Origin of the sequence: Photobacterium sp. GB-36 (assembly GCF_003026135.1) — a bacterium.
Taxonomy (GTDB): Bacteria; Pseudomonadota; Gammaproteobacteria; order Enterobacterales; family Vibrionaceae; genus Photobacterium.
Genome location: NZ_PYNY01000022.1, coordinates 36,166 through 59,344 on the forward strand (window position 1 = coordinate 36,166; position 23,179 = coordinate 59,344).

24 protein-coding genes and 3 pseudogenes are annotated in these 23,179 nt (G+C 42.8%); 4 read left to right on the forward strand and 23 right to left on the reverse strand.

The window, feature by feature from the left end; genetic code table 11:
- Positions 1-28 precede the first annotated feature (28 nt).
- The 14 genes from atpA to C9J46_RS16855 form a co-directional block, all read right to left on the reverse strand.
- The gene (gene atpA / locus C9J46_RS16790; RefSeq protein WP_005372324.1) at positions 29-1,570 is read right to left on the reverse strand and encodes a F0F1 ATP synthase subunit alpha; all 1,542 of its coding nucleotides are present in this window, start codon (positions 1,568-1,570) and stop codon (positions 29-31) included.
- A gap of 16 nt (positions 1,571-1,586) precedes the next feature.
- Positions 1,587-2,120, reverse strand: a complete 534-nt coding sequence (gene atpH, locus C9J46_RS16795; protein ID WP_107291260.1) for a F0F1 ATP synthase subunit delta — start codon at positions 2,118-2,120, stop codon at positions 1,587-1,589.
- 16 nt (positions 2,121-2,136) lie between these two features.
- A complete protein-coding gene (gene atpF, locus C9J46_RS16800; protein ID WP_005372318.1) occupies positions 2,137-2,607 on the reverse strand; it encodes a F0F1 ATP synthase subunit B in 471 nt (156 codons plus the stop codon).
- A 79-nt stretch (positions 2,608-2,686) separates the two neighbouring features.
- A complete protein-coding gene (gene atpE, locus C9J46_RS16805; RefSeq protein ID WP_005372317.1) occupies positions 2,687-2,944 on the reverse strand; it encodes a F0F1 ATP synthase subunit C in 258 nt (85 codons plus the stop codon).
- A 64-nt stretch (positions 2,945-3,008) separates the two neighbouring features.
- Positions 3,009-3,812: a F0F1 ATP synthase subunit A gene (gene atpB / locus C9J46_RS16810; protein WP_107208085.1), complete on the reverse strand. Its 804-nt coding sequence runs from the start codon at positions 3,810-3,812 to the stop codon at positions 3,009-3,011.
- A gap of 8 nt (positions 3,813-3,820) precedes the next feature.
- Entirely contained in the window at positions 3,821-4,210 is a 390-nt protein-coding gene (locus tag C9J46_RS16815; RefSeq protein WP_107208086.1) for a F0F1 ATP synthase subunit I, read from the reverse strand.
- 177 nt (positions 4,211-4,387) lie between these two features.
- A complete protein-coding gene (locus tag C9J46_RS16820; protein WP_107291261.1) occupies positions 4,388-5,287 on the reverse strand; it encodes a ParB/RepB/Spo0J family partition protein in 900 nt (299 codons plus the stop codon).
- A gap of 8 nt (positions 5,288-5,295) precedes the next feature.
- The gene (locus tag C9J46_RS16825) at positions 5,296-6,093 is read right to left on the reverse strand and encodes a ParA family protein (protein WP_105061258.1); all 798 of its coding nucleotides are present in this window, start codon (positions 6,091-6,093) and stop codon (positions 5,296-5,298) included.
- Positions 6,094-6,109: 16 nt separating this feature from the next.
- On the reverse strand, positions 6,110-6,730 hold the full coding sequence (rsmG, locus tag C9J46_RS16830; protein ID WP_107208088.1) for a 16S rRNA (guanine(527)-N(7))-methyltransferase RsmG: 621 nt from the start codon (positions 6,728-6,730) through the stop codon (positions 6,110-6,112).
- Positions 6,731-6,740: 10 nt separating this feature from the next.
- The gene (mnmG, locus tag C9J46_RS16835; protein ID WP_107291262.1) at positions 6,741-8,630 is read right to left on the reverse strand and encodes a tRNA uridine-5-carboxymethylaminomethyl(34) synthesis enzyme MnmG; all 1,890 of its coding nucleotides are present in this window, start codon (positions 8,628-8,630) and stop codon (positions 6,741-6,743) included.
- Between the two features lie 426 nt (positions 8,631-9,056).
- Positions 9,057-9,503, reverse strand: a complete 447-nt coding sequence (gene mioC / locus C9J46_RS16840) for an FMN-binding protein MioC (protein ID WP_107208090.1) — start codon at positions 9,501-9,503, stop codon at positions 9,057-9,059.
- A gap of 374 nt (positions 9,504-9,877) precedes the next feature.
- Positions 9,878-10,639 (reverse strand): ABC transporter ATP-binding protein, encoded by a 762-nt coding sequence (locus C9J46_RS16845; protein ID WP_107287981.1) that lies wholly within the window; start codon positions 10,637-10,639, stop codon positions 9,878-9,880.
- The gene (locus tag C9J46_RS16850; RefSeq protein ID WP_107208092.1) at positions 10,636-11,670 is read right to left on the reverse strand and encodes an iron ABC transporter permease; all 1,035 of its coding nucleotides are present in this window, start codon (positions 11,668-11,670) and stop codon (positions 10,636-10,638) included. Before C9J46_RS16850 ends, C9J46_RS16845 begins: the two co-directional genes overlap by 4 nt.
- Positions 11,663-12,610: an ABC transporter substrate-binding protein gene (locus tag C9J46_RS16855; protein ID WP_233217797.1), complete on the reverse strand. Its 948-nt coding sequence runs from the start codon at positions 12,608-12,610 to the stop codon at positions 11,663-11,665. The genes C9J46_RS16850 and C9J46_RS16855 overlap by 8 nt, the downstream gene beginning before the upstream one ends.
- 135 nt (positions 12,611-12,745) lie before the next feature.
- Here C9J46_RS16855 and C9J46_RS16860 point away from each other — a divergent pair, with 135 nt between their 5' ends.
- Positions 12,746-13,285 carry a cobalamin adenosyltransferase gene (locus tag C9J46_RS16860; protein ID WP_107291263.1) on the forward strand — a complete coding sequence of 180 codons (540 nt, stop codon included), beginning with the start codon at positions 12,746-12,748 and terminating at the stop codon, positions 13,283-13,285.
- Between the two features lie 75 nt (positions 13,286-13,360).
- Here the strand turns inward: C9J46_RS16860 and mnmE are convergent, their stop codons facing one another.
- From mnmE to C9J46_RS16905, 9 genes and pseudogenes are all read right to left on the reverse strand, one after another.
- Entirely contained in the window at positions 13,361-14,728 is a 1,368-nt protein-coding gene (mnmE, locus tag C9J46_RS16865; protein WP_107208095.1) for a tRNA uridine-5-carboxymethylaminomethyl(34) synthesis GTPase MnmE, read from the reverse strand.
- A gap of 113 nt (positions 14,729-14,841) precedes the next feature.
- A pseudogene (gene yidC, locus C9J46_RS16870) lies at positions 14,842-15,501 on the reverse strand (membrane protein insertase YidC); the annotation flags it as partial.
- Positions 15,502-15,655: 154 nt separating this feature from the next.
- Positions 15,656-17,290: a membrane protein insertase YidC gene (gene yidC / locus C9J46_RS16875; RefSeq protein WP_107247616.1), complete on the reverse strand. Its 1,635-nt coding sequence runs from the start codon at positions 17,288-17,290 to the stop codon at positions 15,656-15,658.
- Between the two features lie 2 nt (positions 17,291-17,292).
- Positions 17,293-17,550 carry a membrane protein insertion efficiency factor YidD gene (gene yidD, locus C9J46_RS16880; protein WP_107291264.1) on the reverse strand — a complete coding sequence of 86 codons (258 nt, stop codon included), beginning with the start codon at positions 17,548-17,550 and terminating at the stop codon, positions 17,293-17,295.
- Positions 17,517-17,873, reverse strand: coding sequence for a ribonuclease P protein component (rnpA, locus tag C9J46_RS16885; RefSeq protein WP_005372259.1), 357 nt, complete (start codon positions 17,871-17,873; stop codon positions 17,517-17,519). The genes yidD and rnpA overlap by 34 nt, the downstream gene beginning before the upstream one ends.
- Before the next feature lie 15 nt (positions 17,874-17,888).
- A complete protein-coding gene (gene rpmH / locus C9J46_RS16890; protein WP_005372258.1) occupies positions 17,889-18,026 on the reverse strand; it encodes a 50S ribosomal protein L34 in 138 nt (45 codons plus the stop codon).
- A 204-nt stretch (positions 18,027-18,230) separates the two neighbouring features.
- Positions 18,231-18,458 (reverse strand): hypothetical protein, encoded by a 228-nt coding sequence (locus C9J46_RS16895; protein WP_233217798.1) that lies wholly within the window; start codon positions 18,456-18,458, stop codon positions 18,231-18,233.
- A 53-nt stretch (positions 18,459-18,511) separates the two neighbouring features.
- Positions 18,512-18,700, reverse strand: a pseudogene (locus C9J46_RS21835) (amino acid ABC transporter permease); the annotation flags it as partial.
- Positions 18,701-18,873: 173 nt separating this feature from the next.
- Positions 18,874-19,083, reverse strand: a pseudogene (locus tag C9J46_RS16905) (transporter substrate-binding domain-containing protein); the annotation flags it as partial.
- Positions 19,084-19,572: 489 nt separating this feature from the next.
- Here C9J46_RS16905 and dnaA point away from each other — a divergent pair.
- The 3 genes from dnaA to recF are packed head-to-tail and all read left to right on the forward strand — an operon-like array spanning position 19,573 to position 23,166.
- Positions 19,573-20,979 carry a chromosomal replication initiator protein DnaA gene (dnaA, locus tag C9J46_RS16910; protein WP_107208098.1) on the forward strand — a complete coding sequence of 469 codons (1,407 nt, stop codon included), beginning with the start codon at positions 19,573-19,575 and terminating at the stop codon, positions 20,977-20,979.
- A gap of 1 nt (position 20,980) precedes the next feature.
- Positions 20,981-22,081 (forward strand): DNA polymerase III subunit beta, encoded by a 1,101-nt coding sequence (gene dnaN / locus C9J46_RS16915; protein ID WP_005372253.1) that lies wholly within the window; start codon positions 20,981-20,983, stop codon positions 22,079-22,081.
- 2 nt (positions 22,082-22,083) lie between these two features.
- Complete coding sequence (recF, locus tag C9J46_RS16920) at positions 22,084-23,166, forward strand: DNA replication/repair protein RecF (protein WP_107247615.1); 1,083 nt, start codon at positions 22,084-22,086, stop codon at positions 23,164-23,166.
- Positions 23,167-23,179 lie beyond the last annotated feature (13 nt).

Below are 23,179 nucleotides of genomic sequence, written 5' to 3' on the forward strand. Positions count from 1 at the left end.
AAGGTGATCGCAAGCGATCACCAACCAATTACCAAGTCTGGGTCGCTTTGAAATCTTCTAGCAGTTTTGCAAACTGCGCAGCGATTTCATCGTTGTAAGCACCCGTTTCATCTATCTGAGCTACAAGCTCAGCAAACTGACCTTTCGCGTAAGAAAGTAACGCTGCTTCGAAATCAGCAAGCTTAGTTAGCTCAACATCATTCAAGTAGCCTTTTTCAGCTGCAAAGATAACAACCGCTTGCTCAAATACAGACATTGGCGCGTATTGTTTTTGCTTCATCAGTTCAGTTACTTTCTGACCATGATCTAGCTGTTTCTTAGTGGCGTCATCAAGGTCAGACGAGAACTGTGCAAACGCTGCAAGTTCACGGTACTGTGCAAGTGCGGTACGAATACCACCCGACAGTTTCTTGATGATCTTGGTTTGGGCAGCACCACCTACACGCGATACAGAGATACCTGGGTCAACAGCAGGACGAATACCAGCGTTGAATAGCTCTGTTTGTAGGAAGATCTGACCATCGGTGATAGAGATAACGTTAGTCGGTACGAATGCCGATACGTCACCCGCTTGGGTTTCGATAATCGGTAGTGCCGTTAGCGATCCGGTTTGACCTTTCACTTCACCGTTAGTGAATTTCTCAACGTAGTGCTCGCTTACACGAGAAGCACGCTCTAGAAGACGCGAGTGAAGGTAGAAAACATCACCAGGGAATGCTTCACGACCAGGTGGACGCTTAAGCAATAGTGAGATTTGACGGTAAGCAACAGCCTGCTTAGACAGGTCATCGTATACGATCAGTGCATCTTCGCCGCGGTCACGGAAGTATTCACCCATCGCACAACCAGAGTATGGTGCTAGGTATTGTAGCGCAGCAGCTTCTGATGCTGATGCTACAACTACGATAGTGTTTTCCAGTGCGCCGTGCTCTTCCAGCTTACGAACTACGTTAGCGATAGTTGAAGCTTTCTGGCCAATAGCCACATACACAGAGTAGATACCAGAATTTTTCTGGTTGATGATGGCATCGATAGCCATCGCTGTTTTACCGGTCTGACGGTCACCGATGATAAGCTCACGCTGACCACGGCCGATTGGGATCATTGAGTCAACTGCTTTGTAACCAGTTTGTACTGGTTGATCAACAGATTTACGATCGATTACACCCGGTGCAATTACTTCAACAGGAGAGAATGTCTCTGTTTCAATTGGACCTTTACCATCGATAGGCTGACCTAGTGTGTTTACAACACGACCAAGTAGCGCAGGACCTACAGGTACTTCAAGAATACGACCAGTACCGGTTACCTTCATGCCTTCCTGTAGAGAAGCATAAGGGCCCATTACAACTGCACCTACCGAGTCACGCTCAAGGTTAAGTGCTAGTGCGAATAGTCCGCCTGGTAGTTCAATCATTTCACCTTGCATTACGTCAGCAAGGCCATGGATACGAATAATACCGTCGCTTACAGAAACGATAGTACCTTCGTTACGCGCTTCACTTACAACGTTGAAGTTTTCAATACGTTGTTTGATCAGTGCGCTAATTTCCGTGGAATTAAGTTGCATGCTCCAATTCCCCAAATCAAGACTGCAAAGTATCGTTCAGACGGTTCAATTTGCCCCGTACAGAGTTATCGATAACAAGGTCTCCAGCTCTAATTACAACCCCGGCAATCAGGGTCTCGTCTACACTGCAAGTCAGCATAACTTTACGCGCTAAACGCTGCTCAAGTTTCACGCTAATGGCATCTAGTTGATTATCATCTAAAGCAATAGCAGAAATTACTGTCGCTTCGATGGTGTGCTCATGCTCATGTTTCATCAGCATGAATTCATCACAGACATCAGGTAGCGCCTTAAGGCGTCCATTTTCAGCCATCACCTTTAGAAGGTTTTGACCGAATTCATCGAGTTGCTCACCGCATACTGAAACAAAAATTTCAGTTAGCTTATCCGCAGCAAATCCGCTATCCAGTACATCCTGCATAGTGTCATTTTTTGCTACTTCACTGGCAAAGTTCAGCATTTCTGCCCACTGAGCTAGTTGGTTCGTCTCGACCGCAAAGTCAAAAGCTGCTTTAGCGTAGGGGCGTGCGATTGTAGTCATTTGTGACATATGCTTGCCCCTTTAATTACAGTTCTGCAGTGACTTTGTTAAGAATATCGGCTTGAGCATCCACATCAATGGAGCGCTCAATGATCTTCTCAGCACCAATCACAGCTAGAGTTGCAACTTGTTTTCTTAACTCATCACGAGCACGATTACGTTCCGCTTCAATTTCAGCCATACCTTGCGCAAGGATTTTCTCGCGCTCAGTTTGTGCTTCCGTTTTCGCTTCATCGATAATTTGAGCTTTACGCTTGTTTGCTTGCTCGATCAACTCGCTCGCAGCGCGTTTCGCTTCTTTTAGTTGATCAGAAGCATTCGCTTGTGCAAGGTCAAGGTCTTTAGCTGCGCGATCTGCGGCAGCCAAGCCGTCAGCAATTTTTTTCTGACGTTCTTCAATCGCTTCCATAATCGGTGGCCATACATATTTCATGCAGAACACCACGAAGAGGAAGAAAGCGATAGCTTGACCCAGCAAAGTTGCATTCATATTCACAACGCATCTCCTTTAAAAGGGTTGCTAGAGTCCATTTGCTACTTAATGTCAGCTTGAAACAAGCTGACATTACGATTTATTAACCAGCTAGCTGACCAACAAATGGGTTTGCGAATGTGAATAGCAGCGCGATTACGATACCGATCATTGGTACCGCATCAAGTAGACCAGCGATGATGAACATCTTAACTTGAAGCATTGGAGCCATTTCAGGTTGACGTGCAGCACCCTCAAGGAATTTACCACCTAGAAGTGCGAAGCCGATCGCTGTACCAAGGGAAGCAAGACCTACAATGATGCCCACGGCAATTGCAGAAAAGCTTAGTAAAGTTTCCATCACTATCTCCAGTTTATAGTTGTCGGCAAAACGCCAATATAATAAAAAATGTTACAAAAAATCGTTAATGATTGTCTTCATGTGCCTGAGACAGGTACACGATAGTTAACATCATGAATACGAAAGCTTGAATTGTAATGACCAGAATGTGGAAAATAGCCCACGGTACCGAGCCTAGCCATTGAGCCCACCACGGCATTAGTGCCGCGATTAGGATAAACACCACCTCACCTGCAAACATGTTACCGAATAAACGCATACCTAGTGAAATAGGCTTCGCTAATAGCGATACCACTTCAAGAAGAAGGTTAAACGGGATCATGATAGGGTGATTGAACGGGTGAAGAGCCAGTTCTTTAGCAAAACCGACAAGACCTTTCACTTTGATGCTGTAGTAAATCATCAATGCGAACACGCCTAGCGCCATTGCCATGGTGATGTTAACGTCAGCACTTGGAACCACTTTCATATAAGGGATCCCGATACTTTGTGCGGCATACGGAATGAAATCAATAGGCACAAGGTCCATGATATTCATCAGTAAAATCCAGCAGAAAATAGTTAGTGCTAACGGAGCTACAAGTGGATTGCGGCCATGGAAAGTATCTTTGACGTTGGTATCAACGAATTCAACAACCATTTCGACAAAACATTGTACTTTACTTGGAACTCCTGATGATGCCTTCTTCGCTACTGAACGAAATAGCCATAGAAAAGCTAAACCGGTCAAAACAGAGAAGATAAGGCTATCTATGTTTACCGCCCAAAAGCTACCTTCACTCACTAAGCCCAATTTATCGGTTGATAAGTTGGTCAAGTGGTGAGTGATATAACTTGCAGACGTTAGCGCTTCACCTTGCGCAGCCATAACTCATCCTATTTGTTGTTGTTAATGAATAAAACCGGTCCAAAAATATTAATACCAAGGGCCAGCAAATAGGTTAGTTTGAGAGGAACAAGTTCCACTCCCATATACAGGTAAGCAATGGCAAAAAGGATGACTGTGATAAGAATTTTAAGCACTTCTCCGCCATAAAATGACGCCATGACTAGCCGTGCATTCCTAGCACCACTAAACATGAAGGCACACATCGCGAAGACAGTATTGGCAATAACAAAGATGCCACCGCCAATCAATGCAGAGATTCCCCAGTCAACATTGACAGCAAAAACTGCCGTTAATGCCGTTGCTATCACGACGCCAGATTGTAGTAACAACAACCGTTTTGCCAGTTGGCGTCCCGGTTTAGCTAGCGTCGATACCATGTATTCGTTCCTCGAGTCCATTCCTTTACACAATCCGTGCTTGGGAAAACAGCGAAAATTATACGGCTCATTAGATTGATTGCAATCAAATAGCAGCAAAAAAAACAGTTAGATTTTACAACACTCTAACTTGATCACGATGATGTTATTTTTTTAACAAAAATTGCAGCTCTAACATCACATTTTATTATCGAGAATTGCAAGAATTTGCTCTAACTTGTCTTGCTGTTCAAAGTTAATAACGATTTTTCCTTTGCCACTTTTAGTTTGATTAATCGCCACCTTAGTGCCTAATTGCTCAGTTAGCCTGTTTTGTAATAAAACAACATGTTCACTTTGTGATGCAGGCACTTTAGGTATTGATGGATTTAAAAGTGTTTTAACCAGTTTTTCAGTTTCACGCACAGTTAACAAATTATCGACAATTTTTTGTGCTACAGCTAACTGTTGTGTTTCATCTAAGGATAATAAAGCCCTTGCATGACCCATTTCGAGTTTTTTCTGCTCCACTAATTGTTTAACAGGCTCGCTTAACTGGTTTAAACGCAATAAGTTAGAGACGGCAGCACGTGATTTTCCGACCGCTTCAGCAATTTGCTGGTGAGTCAGTGAAAACTCTTGCTGTAGTCGTGCTAAAGCCACCGCTTCTTCTATTACATTGAGATCTTCACGTTGAATATTTTCAATCAACGCAATAGCAATTGTCGCGCGATCATCAACGCTTTTAACCAAACAAGGCACCGTCGTTAATCCTGCGATTTTAGCCGCTTGCCAACGACGCTCACCGGCAATAATTTCAAAACGTTGATCAGCTAAACGTCGAACAACAATAGGTTGAATGATCCCTTGGGCTTGAATCGATTCAGCAAGCTCCGCAAGCGTATCATCAGCCATCGATTTACGCGGCTGGAACTGACCTGATTGCAGCAGTTCAATCGCAAGGTCCCGTAATTCACTGTCATTGTTTGAAGTCGAAAGTGCTGTTTGTTGATGGGTTTGTTGCTTAGCTTGTGCGACTGCACTGGTAGAAAGCAAGGCATCAAGGCCTTTGCCTAAACCACGTTTATTAAAATTCATGAAAAGCCTTATGCGTCCTCAGAAGTCACCGTTTGTAATGCTAATTCATCACGACGAATCATTTCACCCGCGAGCGCTAAATAGGCTTTAGCGCCACTAGAATACTTATCGTAATACATCGCAGGACGACCATGGCTTGGCGCTTCTGCTAAACGGACATTGCGTGGAATAACGGTACGATACACTTTGTCACCAAAGTGTTTTTTCAGCTGTTGAGAGACTTCGTTAGCTAATCTATTCCGAGGATCAAACATGGTGCGCAGTAAACCTTCTATTTTAAGTTCACTATTCACCACCGCTGTTAACTTGCTAATGGTATCCATTAATGCTGTTAAGCCTTCAAGAGCAAAATACTCACATTGCATCGGCACTAATACGGAATCCGCCGCTGTCATAGCATTAATGGTGAGTAAGTTTAGCGAAGGGGGACAGTCAATAAAAATATAGTCGTAGTCATCACGAACCTTGGCAAGTGCAGTACGTAGACGCACTTCACGGGCAAACACTTCCATCAACTTTATTTCAGCAGCAGTGACATCACCATTAGCGGCTATCAAATGATAGCCCCCCGTCGTTTCTTTTATAACAACGTCATTAAATGGCGTTTCCTCGACCAAAAGATCATAAGCGGTGGCATCAACTTGGTATTTATCAACCCCACTGGCCATGGTTGCATTACCTTGTGGATCAAGATCAACCACTAATACTTTACGTTGGGTTGCAGCCAAGGATGCTGCTAAATTTACACAGGTGGTGGTTTTACCCACACCACCTTTTTGATTTGCTACCGCTATGATTCTTCCCACAAGAAAACCTCAACAATTAATCCTTTGCCGTCAAGACTACTAGATGACGCTCACCTTCTAAATCAGGAACCTGTAAAGATTTCACTTCTATAACTGAGCACCATTCAGGCAGTTCTGCCGCTTCTTGCTCGTTATATTGGCCTTTCAATGCGAGGAAATGACCACCTGATTTTGGTAGATGATGGCACCAGTTAACCATATCGGCCATTGAAGCAAACGCACGACTTAACACTGCATCAAAGCCATCACCGGCTTCAAACTCTTCAACGCGACTTTGTACTGGCGTCACATTGGTAATTTTTAGCTCATGGATCACTTGGCGAATAAAACGGATGCGTTTACCTAAGCTATCTAACAAGGTAAATGATTTATCAGGACACATAATCGCCAACGGAATACCTGGCAGTCCCGGTCCTGTTCCAACATCAATGTAACTAGCGCCATCTAAATACTGGCTGACGACAATACTATCCATAATATGTTTAACTAACATTTCGTTAGGATCACGGACTGACGTCAGATTATACGCTTTATTCCATTTGTGCAGCAGTTCTACATAACCGATCAGCTGGTCAAGTTGCTGTTCTGTGACCTGCAGTTCAGTTTGGGCGATAAGTTGTACTAATCGTTGTTTCATTGTTTAGCCCTTATTCGCCTTTTTTTAATAAGCCGTGTTTTTTCAAATAAACCAATAACAGCGAAATCGCAGCAGGGGTAATACCTGAAATACGTGATGCCATACCAATTGATTCAGGTTTTGCATCATTAAGTTTTACCACTACTTCATTCGATAGGCCTTTAACATTGCTGTAATCAATATCAAATGGCAGCTTAGTAGTTTCATGACGCAGGGATTTTTCAACTTCATCACGCTGACGATCAATATAACCTTGGTATTTCACCTGGATCTCAACTTGCTCACGCGCTTCAATATCGTCAAGCGCTGGTGCAAATGTTTCGATGCTTGTCAGTTGTTCGTAAGTCACTTCAGGACGACGAAGAAGATCTTCACCACTCGCTTCACGAGCGATCGGCGCTTTAAGAATTTTGTTTAATTCATCAACATGATCCGATTTTGGATTGATCCAAATATCTTTCAGACGTTGACGTTCAAGTTCCATATTTTCAATTTTTTGATTGAAACGAGACCAGCGAGCATCATCAACTAAACCAAACTCACGACCCATTGGGGTTAAGCGTAAATCAGCATTGTCTTCACGAAGCAATAAGCGGTATTCGGCACGAGAAGTAAACATACGGTATGGTTCTTTAGTACCAATCGTTGATAGATCATCAATCAATACGCCCATGTATGCTTGATCACGACGAGGACTCCAGCCTTCTTTATCTTGAACTTGAAGCGCGGCGTTCATACCCGCCATTAAGCCTTGTGCTGCCGCTTCTTCGTAACCTGTCGTACCGTTAATTTGTCCTGCAAAGAACAGACCATCGATATATTTGTTTTCGAAGGTTTGTTTTAGATCGCGAGGGTCAAAGAAATCATATTCAATCGCATAACCTGGACGCATAATGGTTGCGTTCTCAAAGCCTTTCATTGAACGAACAATTTGCATTTGTACATCAAACGGTAAGCTGGTGGAGATCCCGTTTGGATATAATTCATTTGTCGTTAAGCCTTCCGGCTCAATGAAGATCTGGTGACTATTTTTATCTGCAAAACGCATCACTTTATCTTCAATCGAAGGACAGTAACGTGGACCAATTCCTTCAATAACACCGGCATACATTGGGCTACGATCCAAATTATTGCGGATCACGTCATGTGTGCGTTCATTGGTGTAAGTAATAAAACATGGGATTTGACGTGGATGATCCGACGACTTACCCATAAATGAAAATGTTGGTGTCGGGTTATCACCGTGCTGCTCTTCAAGCACACTGAAATCAACACTGCGCGCATCAATACGTGGAGGAGTACCTGTTTTTAAGCGATCAACACGTAATGGTAATTCGCGTAGACGATCCGCGAGGGCATTCGATGCAGGATCACCAGTACGTCCGCCACTGTAGTTTTCCATACCAATGTGGATCTTACCACCAAGGAAAGTACCAACAGTTAACACAACGGCTTTGGCGTGAAACTTTAAGCCCATTTCCGTTACAACACCAACAGCACGGTGATTTTCAACAATTAAATCAGTGACGGCTTGTTGGAAAATCATTAGATTTTCTTGGTTTTCTAATACGTTACGAACAGCTGCTTTGTATAATGCGCGGTCTGCTTGAGCACGAGTCGCACGTACTGCAGGACCTTTCGATGAGTTCAGTGTACGAAATTGAATACCACCTTTATCAATGGCTTGCGCCATTAATCCACCAAGGGCATCAACTTCTTTAACCAGGTGTCCTTTCCCGATCCCGCCAATAGCTGGGTTGCACGACATTTGGCCCAACGTATCGATATTATGGGTCAACAGTAAGGTTTTTTGTCCCATTCGGGCTGCTGCCAATGCGGCTTCTGTGCCTGCATGACCACCACCCACAACGATGACATCAAATTTTTCCTGGTAAAACATGGAACTTCCTCAGGTATTTAAATAGCCAGTGAGTTAACTCGAGCAAAGGGCGGACATTCTATCCTTTTTCTGTGCAAGAGAGAATATTTCATCAAGATCATTTGATCAGTTTAATTACGCTCTTTAAATATATATAAGATCTTTTTAAAGAGATCTTCTATTAGATCTACTATTAGGATCGTACGATCGTGTGGATAACCGACAAATGATCCTAATGATCATGTATTTAAGAAGGATCATTTCTTGTGCAGGAGCTTGGATCTGATCGTGTATAGGCTGGGATCAAAAAAGCCACTTATGCACAGGGGGAGGAAGTCATATAAGTTATTAAATGGATAACTATGGGTTGATCACCGTTTAGATCTATAGTTATCCACAGAAAAAAGATCGAAATAAGCTGGAAACTGAGTAACTATTGATGGTTTTTTAATCAGTAATTAAGTTTTTCCAGTTATTAAACCATGCTTCAGCAGGCTCTTCAGGCACTGGTGTCTCTGAAACATCAATATCAAGACGTTCACCGATCTGGTTTGCACCTAAAGAAAGTAATAATCCTTCTATTTTCTTACCTGCCGCACAGAAGGTATCGTAATTACTATCACCAAGCCCAATGACAGCAAATTTAACACCGCTCAGTGTGGGTTGTTGTTGAGTGAGTTGCTCTACAAATGGCAAAAAGTTATCAGGATAGTCGCCAGCACCGTGAGTTGAGCAAATGATTAGCCAGATAGTGTCTTGATCGAGCTCTGAAAACTCTGCTTGATTGATGACTTCAGCTTGGTGGCCATTATCTTCGAGCAATTCTGCTAAATGATCGGCGACATATTCAGCGCCACCTAAAGTACTACCGGTAATAAGGCTAAGTGAGCTCATAGTTATCCTTTATATAGATAGAAAAAGCTAGAGCCTTTGAATTAGCAAAGATCTAGCTCGTGTTGATTGTTAATTTCGATGATTTTTATCATCAATTAGATATTCTTTGCTGTAGGTTATCGCCATTTTATTCACTTATCTATGGCTAACTGATATCCACCAGCAAATTAAGTCTTAATTAAGAGGAAAATATGTGGGTACTTTATAAGAAAAGGTCGAGTTATAAAGTAGATAGATGATCTTAGATTGGAGATCATACTGTTGTGGATAATATATCACTAATGATCTTACCCACACGATCTTGATATTTTAATCACAGGCTTATGATCATAACAAACAGGTCGATCCTATCGTTTTATGATGAAAGAAAGGATCTATTTTCTTCGTGGCGTCAGATAAAGTTTATCGGATGTTGGGTGGCGACAAATCGTGATGTTATCTTGGTATAACTGATGTAATCGAGAAGGAGTTAATACGTTATCTGGGGTATTAAAGGCAATTAATTCACCCTGCTGTAAAAGTAATAACTGATCGCAGAACTCAAGTGCAGTATTGAGGTTGTGAATTGCCACCAGCGCCGTTTTGCCTTGTTGGCATTGCGCTGCGAGGATATTCATTAACTCAGATTCATGGCCGATATCTAGGCTGGCTGTGGGCTCGTCCAGTAACATACAATCAGCGTTTTGAAGTAATAGACGAGCAAAGTGTACACGTTGTTGTTCTCCTCCCGATAGTTGATTAAGTGGTTGATTTAATAGTTTTTCAATGTTTAATTGATGGATGATTCTATTAAACTCTTTGTCACTTATTGGGTTGTTGTGGCTATAGCGGCCGTAATCAATTACATCTTTGACTAAAAAAGCGAACGCTGGCTCTGTATGTTGGGGGAGATAACTCATGTGCTGTGCACGTTGTTGGTGACGATAACTGGAAAGTCGTTTTTCTTTGAGAAATATCTCGCCAGATGACGGCGTCAAATAGCCCGCTAAACACTTTAATAATGTACTTTTTCCTGCACCATTTGGACCAATAATCCCAACCAGTTCACCTGCGCCAATTGTGAAATTGATATCGGTTAATAACGGCTTGTTTCCTTGCTGAAAAGAAAGGTGTTTGGCTTGAATGATCGTATTCATTGGGCTATCCCTTGGTACTGACTACGGATCAATAGGGCAATAAAATAAATGCCACCAATCACGGCGGTAATGATCCCTGTTTTCAATTCATTGGGAGCGATCACGGTTCGCGCTAGAAGATCGCACAGTAATAAAAATAAAGCGCCGAAAATAGCTGAAAATGGCAGTAACCGTCGATTATCTGGTCCTAAAAGAAGGCGAACCAAATGCGGTACGATTAAGCCGATAAAGCCAATCGGGCCTGCTACCGCAATAGCCATTGCGGTGAGTACGGTGGTTAATACCAGTAATGTGAATCGGCTGCGCCTGACATTAACGCCCATACCATGGGCATTTTGTTCACCTAAAGCCAGCAAGTTTAAAACTTGGCCATGGCGTAACAGCACGATTGCTGCAATAACAATGATCGGTGTGGGCCATAGCAACTGTTGCCAGATGCGAGAGTCTAATCCTCCCATTGTCCAGAAGACAAACTCGCTGATCTCATATTGTTGTGCAGTCAGTAATACGCCCATGGTTAAGCCTCCTAGCAAGCTTGATACTGCGAGACCTGCCAAGATAATAAATAGTCCTTGTTGGTGAGATTTAGCCGCGAGCATATACACCAATAAAGCGCTAGTAAGTGCGCCAATAGTCGTGAAAAGAGGTAGCCAACCTATAGCTGTGGCACTGATCCCTGTGACGATGGCGATAACAGCAGCAAAGCTGCTACCGGCACTGATCCCTAAAATATCAGGGCTGGCCAAGGGGTTTTTAAATAATCCTTGGCTACAAGCACCAGCAAGGGCTAATGCACCACCCGCTAATATGGCGGCACAAGCACGGGGGAGGCGAATATGGAGCACGATAGCATTGGCGAGTGGATATTGCTCCGCTGCTGCGTGGCTACCTTGGACGAGATAAGTATGTAGCAGACCTGTGATATCTGTTATTGGGATAGAGACAGAGCCTAAGCTGAGATACGCTATAACAGTAATAATAAAGATGACGCTCGTCAGTAACCACTGATAGGAAGTTGCTAATTTAGGCATGAGGTTTACCATAAACGCGATGGTTTAAATAGATAATGGCATCAACAATATACTGGCTATCTGTTGAACGTAGTGCTTGAGGCAAACAGATCACTTTGTGGTGTTTTATGGCGTTTAATTGTTGTAGTGAAGGATCGTTTAATAACTCCTGACGAAAGGTGTTACTGCTATCATTGGTATCTTTACCACAGGTTCCAGGAACAATAATGACATCAGGATTGATAAGTAATAACTGCTCTTTTGCCAGTGGTACTTGACCGTATTTATCCCCTTGGGTTGCAGCAATGGCATTGATTAAGCCTGCTTGCTCAAAAATGGTATTAATGGTTGATTGGCGGTTGCTTGATGCGCCCCATGGGGTGTATTCAACGGCGGTAAGTCGGTGCTTGGGAATGATGACGTGTTGTTTTAATTTACGATCCATCGTCTCGACTAACTGCTGAGCGCGTTGGTTTTGATTAACTAATTTACCTAACATGAGAATGTTTTTTTCAATATCAGCTAATGTATATACGGTATTAAATACAAAAACATTGATACCTGCTTGACGCAGGATATTCACTTTTTGTTGGTCGCTCCAATTGGCTGCAATCAGTAAATCAGGTTGGTTAGCGATAGTGCGTTCAATATTCAGATCCAATAGTGGGATTGTTGGCGGTAATTTATTAGCGATCAAAGAGTAAGTCGGATCGTTACTTAATCGACTTAAGCTTGTGATTTGATGAGCTGGTAGTAATTCAATTAATACCTGATCACTGAACATACTTTTTGATGATACACGCAATGGTGGGTTGTTGAGAGAGACCATTTTTTGAGTCGCATCCATTACTGTAAGCGGGTAGGTTGTTGCTTGTTCAGCATTACTTGGGCTGCTGAGTAGTAATATGGTACACAGTGAAAAAGCATGAAAAAATTGGCGCATAATAGTCATCGAAAGCATGATAAAGGCTGCTTGTCGCTCTTCCTTGGGCGAACAAAAGGTGGCGTCATAGTTAGCGATTTTGATTATGCTGTCAATTACAGTCGTGTATCACTCTGTTAATATCGCAGGATTCGTTATCTTAAGGTGGTACCAATGACATTAAAGTTCTCAGGTGATATTGATGAGCTGGCTTATCCCTTTATATTTGAAGACTCCCCCTTGTGTGATTTTGAAATTCTAACCGATGAATTATGCACCTATACAGGGCTGGCATTATCTCAACTTGAAGAGGGGGAGATCCGCCAATCATTAGCATGGTTACAGCCACATCTGTTCCATCTCAATGGTTCTATTCGGGGAAAATGTGGGATTTTTGAAACTGATATCGAGAAACTCAAATCGGATTACCACCATTTCCGAGATCAGGTGACGGATAACAATAAACGCTTTGTTTTGCCTCGTGGTGTTGGTTCGGTTGTGCTGTTGCATCAATGTCGAAGTTTAGCGAAGAAAGTGGTTCGTCAATTAGTGTTAGTGGACGCTTCGGGTAAAAATGTACCAGAGACCTTACCGCGCTTTACTAACTTGTTAGTGAACTACTATTTTGCATTGACCCGAGTATTAAACCAACAAGCGGGTATTGAAGAGCCAGAATATATCAGTATTAATTATCCTAAAGCGCCGAAAAGCTAATATAAAAAATAATAAAAAACGTCATATATCAAAGATATATGACGTTTTCTTGTTTCTGTTATCAATGGTTAGTATTTACTTACCAATACAGAACGAGGTAAAGATACGACCGAGTAAATCATCCGATGTAAATTCACCGGTGATCTCACTTAAGTGTTGTTGAGCAAGACGTAACTCTTCAGCAAGAATTTCACCTGCCATAAAGCCTTCAAGCTGCTCTTTACCAATATCGAGGTGCTCAGCGGCACGCTCTAGGGCATCTAAGTGACGACGGCGAGCCATAAAGCCGCCTTCAGTGGTGCCAGAGAAACCCATACATTGTTTTAGGTGTTCACGTAGGGCATCTACGCCATCGCCTGTACGTGCTGATAATCGAATTAAGGTTGGATTATTGGCATGACAGATACCCGCTTGTTCACCGGTAAGCTCTGCTTTGTTACGAATCACAGTTAAACCCATATCAGCCGGCAGACGTTCAATGAAATCAGGCCAGATCTCTTTGGGATCGGTCGCATCTGTCGTGGTGCTATCAACCATAAACAGAACGCGATCAGCATGCTCAATTTCATCCCACGCACGTTCAATACCAATGCGCTCTACTTCATCAGAGGCTTCACGCAAACCTGCGGTATCAATAATGTGCAGTGGCATGCCATCAATGTGGATATGCTCACGCAATACGTCACGAGTCGTACCTGCAATATCTGTCACAATCGCGCTATCTTTACCAGATAGAGCATTCAACAGGCTAGATTTACCTGCATTAGGGCGACCCGCAATGACGACTTTCATGCCTTCACGCATAATTGCGCCTTGGTTGGCTTCTTTACGTACTGCATTTAAGCGCTCGATAATGCCATTTAAATCACCACCGACTTTACCATCAGAAAGAAAATCAATTTCTTCTTCTGGGAAATCAATTGCTGCTTCTACAAAAATACGTAAATGGATCAAGGCTTCAACCAGTTCATTTACTTTGGTTGAGAATGCCCCTTGCAGTGATTTAAACGCACTCTTTGCCGCTTCTTCAGAGCTTGCATCAATTAAGTCGGCAATCGCTTCTGCTTGCGCTAAATCGAGCTTATCGTTCATAAAGGCGCGCTCTGAGAACTCACCAGGACGTGCTGCACGGATCCCGTCAATTTTTAAGATACGACGGATCATCATATCCATCAGTACAGGGCCACCATGACCTTGGAGTTCCAACACATCTTCGCCAGTAAATGAGTTAGGGCCTTTAAAAAAGAGGGCGATGCCTTGATCCAGTGCGGTGCCATCTTCATTTTTAAAAGGAAGGTATTCAGCGTAACGCGTTTTCAGTTCGCGACCTGCAACAGCAAGCGCAACCTCTTTGGCTTTAGGACCTGAAACGCGGATGATGCCGACGCCACCACGACCCGGCGGTGTCGCTTGAGCGACGATAGTATCGATGTGTTGATTCATAACCTTGGCTTTGCTTGATAAAAACAGGGGAATTGTAAACTAGTGTTGCGTGTAACACCTAATTAGGCAAATAAAAAAGGTGGCTAAAAAGCCACCTCAGTGCAAATATTCTCTTACTTCGTCTTTTTTCGACTATGTAAGCCCTGCTGTTCTAATTTACGGAAAATAATGGTTTGTTGGATCAAGGTGACAATATTGGAGGTTAACCAGTACAGCACAAGTCCAGCAGGGAAGTACAAGAAGAAAACCGTGAATATTACTGGCATAAACGTCATGATTTTCTTTTGCATGGGATCAGTGACGGTAGAGGGGTTATTCTTTTGGATAAAGAACATAGTGATACCCATTAAAATCGGCAGTACATAGTATGGGTCTTGCGCTGATAAGTTTTGGATCCACCCAAAAAAGGGCGCGTTACGCAGCTCTGTAGATAGATTCAATACGGTATAAAGCGCAATAAAAATGGGCATTTGTATTAGCAAAGGTAAGCAGCCACCCAATGGGTTAACTTTCTCTTTCTTGTACAGCGCCATCATCTCCTGGCTTTGACGTTGGCGGTCGTCGCCGAAACGCTCACGCATCGCTTGGATTTTCGGTTGCAGCATACGCATCTTAGCCATTGATGTGTATTGCGCTTTAGTTAGTGGATACATTAAGCCACGGACAATCAACGTTAGAATAATGATGGCGACGCCCCAGTTACCCACGATGCCATGAATGAAGGCAAGAAGCTCATGTAAGGGAGTGGCGATAAATGATGACCAACCGTAATCAGGGAGTGCTGCTGTCTTTAAATCTGGATTCATAATGTCGTGCCGGGCTCTGCCATAGAAAGATTAAATTTTAACCAATAATATTCGTACTAAAGTCCGAGTAATGCAAATAAAAAAGGCGACCCGAGGGTCGCCTTTTTAGTGCTAGAGAAGATTACTTCGCTTTTTTACTGCTGTGTAAGCCTTTTTTCTCAAGGGCACGGAAAATAATCGTTTGCTGGATCAGTGTAACGATGTTTGACACTAACCAGTAAAGTACTAGACCTGAAGGGAAGAACAGGAAGAAGAAAGTAAACATAACCGGCATAAAGGTCATGATCTTCTGCTGCATAGGGTCTGTCACTGTTGACGGACTCATCTTCTGGATAAAGAACATAGTGATACCCATTAAGATAGGTAGCACGTAGTACGGGTCTTGTGCTGACAAGTCATGGATCCAACCGAAGAATGGCGCGTGACGCAATTCAACCGATTCCATTAATGCCCAGTACAGTGCAATGAAGATTGGCATCTGTAGTAAGATAGGAAGACAGCCACCCAGTGGGTTAACTTTCTCTTTCTTGTACAGTTCCATCATCTCTTGGCTTTGACGTTGACGGTCATCACCTAGACGCTCGCGCATTGCTTGGATCTTAGGCTGAAGCATACGCATTTTAGCCATCGACGTGTATTGCGCTTTTGTTAGTGGATACATCGCACCACGAACGATAAACGTTAGGATGATGATTGCAATACCCCAGTTACCCACAAGGCTATGGATAAATGATAATAGCTTGTGTAGCGGGCTAGCAATGAACCATAACCAACCGTAATCAACTGTTAGGTTAAGGTTCTTCGCCGTTGCAGCCATTTCGTTTTGTAGCTTAGGACCGACCCAAAGTGTTGCTTTGATTTCTTTACTCTTACCAGGTGCAATTGTTTCGATTGGCATGCGTACACCAATATAGCCGTTACCGTTGCTAGTTGTAGAGTAAACTTGAGACGTTTGATCTGCGCCATCGCGTGGGATCCAAGCAGAAACAAAGTAGTGTTGCATGATAGCAACCCAACCTTCGTTCGCAGCAACATCAAGGTTCTTCTCCTTCATGTCGTCGAAACTGTATTTCTTGTACTTAGTATCGTTTGCAGAATATGCGCCACCAAGGTAAGTAGGCATAGTTAGGCTACCGCCTGAATCACTTAGCTTATGACGAAGCTGTGCATACATCTGCACGCTTGCTGCTTTATCAGTGTTGTTCGCAACGGTGTAATCAACGTTAACAGCGTAATCATTACGCTTAAGAACAAATGTTTTGGTGTAATTGATGCCATCTTTAGTAAATGTCATCGGTACACGTAATTCATTTTGATCAGGACCCATTACAAAGTCTTTTGCTGTTACGCTGTATTGCGCACGGCCACCTTGTTGAGAATCAGCACCATTCGGGCCGATTAAACCTGATTGTGCAATGTATTCATGACCATCTGTATCATTAAGCAGTACAAACGGGTCTTTTGAATCGAGTGTGTTGTTGTATTTTAGCAGCTTAGCATCAACTACATCACCACCAAGCGTATCGACTGTTAATTCCAGTACATTCGTTTTTATGGTAATTAAGTTTTGTGAGCTAGTTTGATCAGTTAGAGGCTGACCTTCAGCAGAATGTGACGGGATATCACTGCTTTGTGTCGATTGTTGCGCTACACCTTGGCTTTGAGGCTTAGGAGTTTTGTCAGCATTCCATTGTTGAAATAATAAGAATGAGACAAAAAGTAGGGCAATTAACAGAATATTACGTTGGGAACCCATAGTTAATGTTCTCTGTCGTTATGCTTAGTAGGCGGAACGGGGTCGTAACCACCGTCATTTAAAGGATGACATTTTAATAGACGTTTCGCCGCTAACCAACAACCTTTTAGCGCTCCATGCATTTTTACAGCTTCGATCGCATATTGAGAGCAGGTCGGAGTGAAACGACATCGTGGCCCAAGGAGAGGACTGATTGCCATTTGGTAAAAGCGGACTAGTCCAACGACTAGCCACGCGAAGGGCGAGACAGGCGATGCCATAACTTATCTAACAACTTGAAGAGTTCTTCGTTGCTCAACTCGTTAGCTGATTTCTTTGCAATCACTACGAAGTCTTTTGCTGGAAGCTGATGTTGTTTCAGACGAAAACTTTCACGCACAATGCGTTTAAAGCGATTTCTATCTACAGCAGTTTTAATCTGTTTTTTTGGAACAGCCAGACCAAGACGGGGGCAGTTTAGTTCGTTAGAACGGGCAAGAATAGTTAAGTGAGGAGAGCCAGCACGATGAGCTTGCTGGAAGACAGTTTTATAATGTTCGGGAGTTAACAAGCGTAACTCCCGAGAAAAAGCGTAGTTCTTCAAAATAATCGTCGATGATTACTTAGAAAGACGCTTACGGCCTTTAGCGCGACGTGCATTGATTGTTGCACGACCGTTCTTAGTAGCCATGCGAGCACGGAAACCGTGAGTACGCTTACGCTTAAGAACAGTTGGTTGGAAAGTACGTTTAGACATTTTGTTACCTTAAATTAACTGATCAGTTTTTAAGTGTGTTACCAGTCTTTGACTTAAATTAGTCAAACACCTCTAACAAAGAGGCGGAATTGTAATCACTGACTAACAAAGAGTCAATAAATATACGTGTAACTGGCAACGGGCGCTGCATTATACTTTTTATTAGCCGAAGTTCAAGGATCCTTATTGGATCTCAATTTGTGTTCAGAACGCTTGTGGCCGTAGATCCTTAGGTTGACTGAAGATCTGGTGTGGTGGTCCTTGCTCGACAAATTCGCCGTCAGCGATGACGATCACGCTATCGGCGACTTCACGGGAAAACTGTAATTTATGAGTAACGATCAACATGGTTTGCTGTTGTTGCGCTAATTGATTGATCAAGCTTAATACTTCATTTACCCATAGGGGGATCCAACACTGATGTTGGCTCATCAAGTAACAATCATTCAGCGTCTAATACCATTGCTTGACCAATGCTAATACGTTGTTGTTAACCGCCTAAGAGCGCTGCTGGATAAGCGTTGGTTTCGATCACCCCCTATTATAATTGCAGCACGAATACTTTCAGACATGTAAGCGGCATAATGCAGGCTAAGACTCATCACGGCTGCGCTAAATGCATCTAGCCCGACCAAGCTTGGTATGATCTGAGGTAAGCCGTAACCAAGTAAAAATTAAAATCAAAATCAAAACCCATAATGATGATCCGTTGTGCTGATGGAATGAAAGATAAGAGAGAGCCACTATTGGGCTAAACTATCAATGGTGGGGTCGTGATTATTATTGGGTTGGTATTGTTATCAAGCCCTTTGGTTGAAATAGTATCAATACGCCCTGTTTATCATTGTCCAAACAATCCAGAGAAACTCGCGATAACAAATTTAACCTTATAGTCATTACGTTGACTTATCTCATTCCATAGGTTGACTTCAAATCCCTGTAATTTGTCGTTACTAACAAATGTAAAAGGGAAATAACGTCCTGACATACCGACTTTTACCATAGTTTCTGCCATAACGCTGGTGGTAGAACATGCAACCCGTGTAGTGGCAACCATGGTCGGTGTAATCCCATTTTTTATTCGATATTTACCTTTTATTCGTCGTGTTTTATGTGCGTAATCAATTCTGTCTTGGCACTAAATAATAATTAACAGCTATCTGAAATAACTATTTGTTTAATTGCTAGCATATTACCGTGTGTCATCATGTCTTTTTTGTCTGTCTGAGCGAGGAAATTGATAGAAAAGGTTACCCACAATGAAAACTTTTCCCTGTGGATGATAATTGGCGATGATAAAATGGTCATTCTTAAGTAAAAATAGCATTAAACGGGGAATGAAAGACTTATCTTTGTGCTAGCTGTGTTAATATAGCTGTGGGTAATGGTGGGTTAATTTGTGCTGATCTTACATCTTGTTGTGCGATCTATGTGCATAAGTTCGATCTTATTCACTGGATCTGCGATCTCTTTACTGGTGATCCTTGTTCAGCGAGTATAAAATTATCTTCCTTTTATGTTTTGTTTATTCAGTGTGGAGTCTACCTTGTCATCTTCGCTATGGTTGCAGTGCCTTCAACGCCTTCAAGAAGAACTCCCTGCGACAGAATTCAGTATGTGGCTACGTCCGCTTCAGGCTGAATTAAATGATCATACTTTGACATTATTTGCTCCTAATCGATTTGTATTAGATTGGGTTCGCGATAAATATCTTAATAACATCAATCGTCTACTTAATGAGTTTTGTGGTGCAGATGCACCGAGCCTGCATTTTGAAGTTGGGAGCAAACCTGTTGCAGCACCGCCGCAGCCAGTTGCGCCTCCTGTTTTTACTTTGCCAAAATCAAAACCTGAAGTAGAACCTCAACCAGCCGTCCACCATGAGCCAGCGTCTGCGCCTTCTCCGGTGCAAAATGAATCGCCAGGTGGATACCGTTCTAACGTCAACCCAAAACATAATTTTAATAATTTTGTTGAAGGTAAATCTAACCAGTTAGGTTTAGCGGCGTGTCGTCAGGTATCTGATAATCCGGGAGCGGCGTATAATCCATTGTTTTTATATGGCGGTACCGGGTTAGGTAAAACGCACCTATTGCATGCGGTCGGTAATGCGATTGCTAATCGTAAACCGAACGCCAAAGTGGTTTACATGCATTCAGAACGTTTTGTGCAGGATATGGTCAAAGCCTTACAAAATAATGCGATTGAAGAGTTTAAACGTTATTACCGTAGCGTTGATGCATTATTGATTGATGATATTCAATTCTTTGCTAATAAAGAGCGTTCTCAAGAAGAGTTCTTCCATACCTTTAATGCGTTATTAGAAGGTAATCAGCAAATCATTTTGACTTCAGATCGTTACCCGCGTGAAATTAACGGGGTTGAGGATCGATTAAAATCACGTTTTGGTTGGGGCTTAACGGTGGCAATTGAGCCGCCAGAGCTTGAAACACGCGTTGCTATTTTAATGAAGAAGGCGGAAGATCATAATATTCGTCTGGCTGATGAAGTGGCGTTCTTTATTGCCAAGCGTCTTCGTTCAAATGTCCGCGAATTAGAAGGGGCATTGAACCGTGTTATTGCCAATGCAAACTTCACTGGTCGTGCGATCACGATTGATTTTGTTCGTGAAGCATTGCGTGACTTACTAGCACTGCAAGAAAAGCTGGTCACGATAGATAATATTCAGAAGACTGTTGCTGAATACTATAAAATAAAGATGGCAGATATGTTGTCTAAGCGTCGTTCTCGCAGTGTTGCACGTCCTCGTCAGATGGCAATGGCACTGGCAAAAGAATTGACCAACCACAGTCTTCCTGAGATCGGTGATGCTTTTGGTGGCCGCGATCATACTACCGTGCTTCATGCTTGCCGTAAGATCGAGCAACTGCGTGAAGAGAGCCACGATATTAAAGAAGATTATTCAAACCTAATTAGAACATTGTCGTCTTGATATGAAATTTACCGTCGAACGCGAATATTTATTAAAGCCTTTACAACAAGTTGCTGCGGCACTTGGTGGTCGTCCATCATTGCCTATTTTAGGTAATATCTTGTTGAAAGTAGAAGATGGTTGCTTGTCGATGACGGGTACCGATCTTGAAGTTGAACTTATCGCCAAGGTTGCCCTTGAAGGGGATTATGAATCCGGTACGGTTACTGTACCTTCTCGTAAGTTCCTCGATATTTGTCGTGGTTTACCAAGTAATGCCACTATCTCGGTGAGTTACGAAGGTGATCGCGTACTTATTCGTTCAAGCCGTAGCCGTTATACATTAACCACACTGCCTGCTGCTGATTTCCCAAATATTGAAGATTGGCAAAGCGAAGTTGAATTTACGCTTGAACAAGGCCGTATGCGTCAGTTGATTGATAGCACGCAGTTTTCAATGGCTAACCAAGATGTTCGTTACTACTTAAATGGTATGTTGTTTGAAACTGATGGTCAGCATTTACGATCAGTCGCAACTGACGGCCACCGTATGGCGGTGTGTGCGATTGATACAGGCCATGAATTACCAACGAAGCAAATTATCGTACCGCGTAAAGGGGTATTAGAGTTGGTTCGTCTATTTGATAACCCCGAATCGTTAGTCAACATTCAAATTGGTAATTCAAATATTCGCGCAACAGTGAACAACTTTGTCTTCACATCTAAATTAGTTGATGGACGCTTCCCTGATTATCGTCGCGTTATGCCACAAAATAGCACTAAGTTTGTTGAAGCTGGCTGTGAAGAGATGCGTAATGCATTTGCTCGTGCGGCGATTTTATCAAACGAAAAATTCCGTGGTGTGCGGGTTAACTTGTCTAATGGTGAGATGCGTATTACCGCAAACAACCCAGAGCAAGAAGAAGCGGAAGAGTTTCTTGATGTTGATTACCAAGGCGATAGCTTAGAAATTGGTTTTAATGTGAGCTACGTGTTGGATGTATTAAACACCCTTAAATGCGATCAAGTTCGTTTGTCATTATCTGATGCTAATGCGCCGTCGTTAATTGAAGATGCCACTAACGATGAAGCCATGTATGTGGTGATGCCTATCAGACTATAGGTATGGCACTTACTCGTTTGATGGTGCACGACTTTCGTAATATTGCATCGTGCGATTTAGCATTAGCTGCTGGTTTTAACTTTTTAGTGGGTGCTAACGGTAGTGGCAAAACCAGTGTATTGGAAGCTATCCATTACTTAGGTCATGGGCGTTCGTTCCGTAGCCACTTAACGAGCAGAGTGATCCGTCATGAACAGGCCGAGCTGTTTATTCATGGCCGAGTAGTTGATAACCAAACTCAGTTAATGCTGCCGATTGGGATCAACAAAAAACGTGATGGGACAACTGACGTTAAAATAGCAGGGGAGTCCAATCAAAAATTGGCACAACTTGCGCAGATTTTGCCATTACAGTTGATAACCCCTGAAGGATTTGATTTATTAATCGGCGGTCCTAAATACCGCCGAGCGTTTATCGATTGGGGTGTGTTTCATGTTGAACCTAAGTTCTATAATGCATGGGCGCGCTTAAAGCGATTAACCAAACAACGTAATGCCTTATTAAAAACTGCCCGCAGTTATCGAGAGCTCAGTTACTGGGATCAAGAGCTTGCCTTATTGGCAGAAGAAATAAGTGTATGGCGTAAAGATTACATTTCTGCGGTAAAAGAAAAAGCCGCAGAGATATTTCAGGTTTTTCTCCCTGAATTTGATATTCAACTCGGCTTTTACCGAGGCTGGGAAAAAGAAACACCTTATGCTGAGTTGTTGCAGCGCAATTTTGAACGTGATTGCCAACTCGGCTATACCGTAAGTGGGCCACACAAAGCTGATTTACGGATAAAGGTTGCCGGTACGCCTGTTGAGGACGTGTTGTCTCGTGGACAACTGAAATTGATGGTGTGTGCTTTGCGCTTAGCGCAAGGTTTACATCTTACAGAAGCGACTGGCAAACAATGTATTTACCTTATTGATGATTTTGCTTCCGAATTGGATAGCCACAGGCGAGCGTTGCTAGCGCAACGATTAAAGGAAACGAACGCCCAAGTCTTTATCAGTGCTATTAGTGACGATCAAGTTGCCGATATGCTTGATGAAAATGGCAAGTTGTTCCATGTGGAACACGGTAAAATAACCGCAGGATAATTAAAGCGAGAGT

What these genes read in the sequence shown, in the direction of transcription:
- atpA (WP_005372324.1), bottom strand. Translation starts at nt 1,570, where the DNA reads ATGCAACTTAATTCCACGGAAATTAGCGCACTGATCAAACAACGTATT.
- atpH (WP_107291260.1), bottom strand. Translation starts at nt 2,120, where the DNA reads ATGTCACAAATGACTACAATCGCACGCCCCTACGCTAAAGCAGCTTTT.
- atpE (WP_005372317.1), bottom strand. Translation starts at nt 2,944, where the DNA reads ATGGAAACTTTACTAAGCTTTTCTGCAATTGCCGTGGGCATCATTGTA.
- atpB (WP_107208085.1), bottom strand. Translation starts at nt 3,812, where the DNA reads ATGGCTGCGCAAGGTGAAGCGCTAACGTCTGCAAGTTATATCACTCAC.
- C9J46_RS16815 (WP_107208086.1), bottom strand. Translation starts at nt 4,210, where the DNA reads ATGGTATCGACGCTAGCTAAACCGGGACGCCAACTGGCAAAACGGTTG.
- C9J46_RS16820 (WP_107291261.1), bottom strand. Translation starts at nt 5,287, where the DNA reads ATGAATTTTAATAAACGTGGTTTAGGCAAAGGCCTTGATGCCTTGCTT.
- rsmG (WP_107208088.1), bottom strand. Translation starts at nt 6,730, where the DNA reads ATGAAACAACGATTAGTACAACTTATCGCCCAAACTGAACTGCAGGTC.
- mnmG (WP_107291262.1), bottom strand. Translation starts at nt 8,630, where the DNA reads ATGTTTTACCAGGAAAAATTTGATGTCATCGTTGTGGGTGGTGGTCAT.
- mioC (WP_107208090.1), bottom strand. Translation starts at nt 9,503, where the DNA reads ATGAGCTCACTTAGCCTTATTACCGGTAGTACTTTAGGTGGCGCTGAA.
- C9J46_RS16845 (WP_107287981.1), bottom strand. Translation starts at nt 10,639, where the DNA reads ATGAATACGATCATTCAAGCCAAACACCTTTCTTTTCAGCAAGGAAAC.
- C9J46_RS16850 (WP_107208092.1), bottom strand. Translation starts at nt 11,670, where the DNA reads ATGCCTAAATTAGCAACTTCCTATCAGTGGTTACTGACGAGCGTCATC.
- C9J46_RS16855 (WP_233217797.1), bottom strand. Translation starts at nt 12,610, where the DNA reads ATGCTTTCGATGACTATTATGCGCCAATTTTTTCATGCTTTTTCACTG.
- C9J46_RS16860 (WP_107291263.1), top strand. Translation starts at nt 12,746, where the DNA reads ATGACATTAAAGTTCTCAGGTGATATTGATGAGCTGGCTTATCCCTTT.
- mnmE (WP_107208095.1), bottom strand. Translation starts at nt 14,728, where the DNA reads ATGAATCAACACATCGATACTATCGTCGCTCAAGCGACACCGCCGGGT.
- yidC (WP_107247616.1), bottom strand. Translation starts at nt 17,290, where the DNA reads ATGGGTTCCCAACGTAATATTCTGTTAATTGCCCTACTTTTTGTCTCA.
- yidD (WP_107291264.1), bottom strand. Translation starts at nt 17,550, where the DNA reads ATGGCATCGCCTGTCTCGCCCTTCGCGTGGCTAGTCGTTGGACTAGTC.
- rpmH (WP_005372258.1), bottom strand. Translation starts at nt 18,026, where the DNA reads ATGTCTAAACGTACTTTCCAACCAACTGTTCTTAAGCGTAAGCGTACT.
- C9J46_RS16895 (WP_233217798.1), bottom strand. Translation starts at nt 18,458, where the DNA reads ATGAGCCAACATCAGTGTTGGATCCCCCTATGGGTAAATGAAGTATTA.
- dnaN (WP_005372253.1), top strand. Translation starts at nt 20,981, where the DNA reads ATGAAATTTACCGTCGAACGCGAATATTTATTAAAGCCTTTACAACAA.
- recF (WP_107247615.1), top strand. Translation starts at nt 22,084, where the DNA reads ATGGCACTTACTCGTTTGATGGTGCACGACTTTCGTAATATTGCATCG.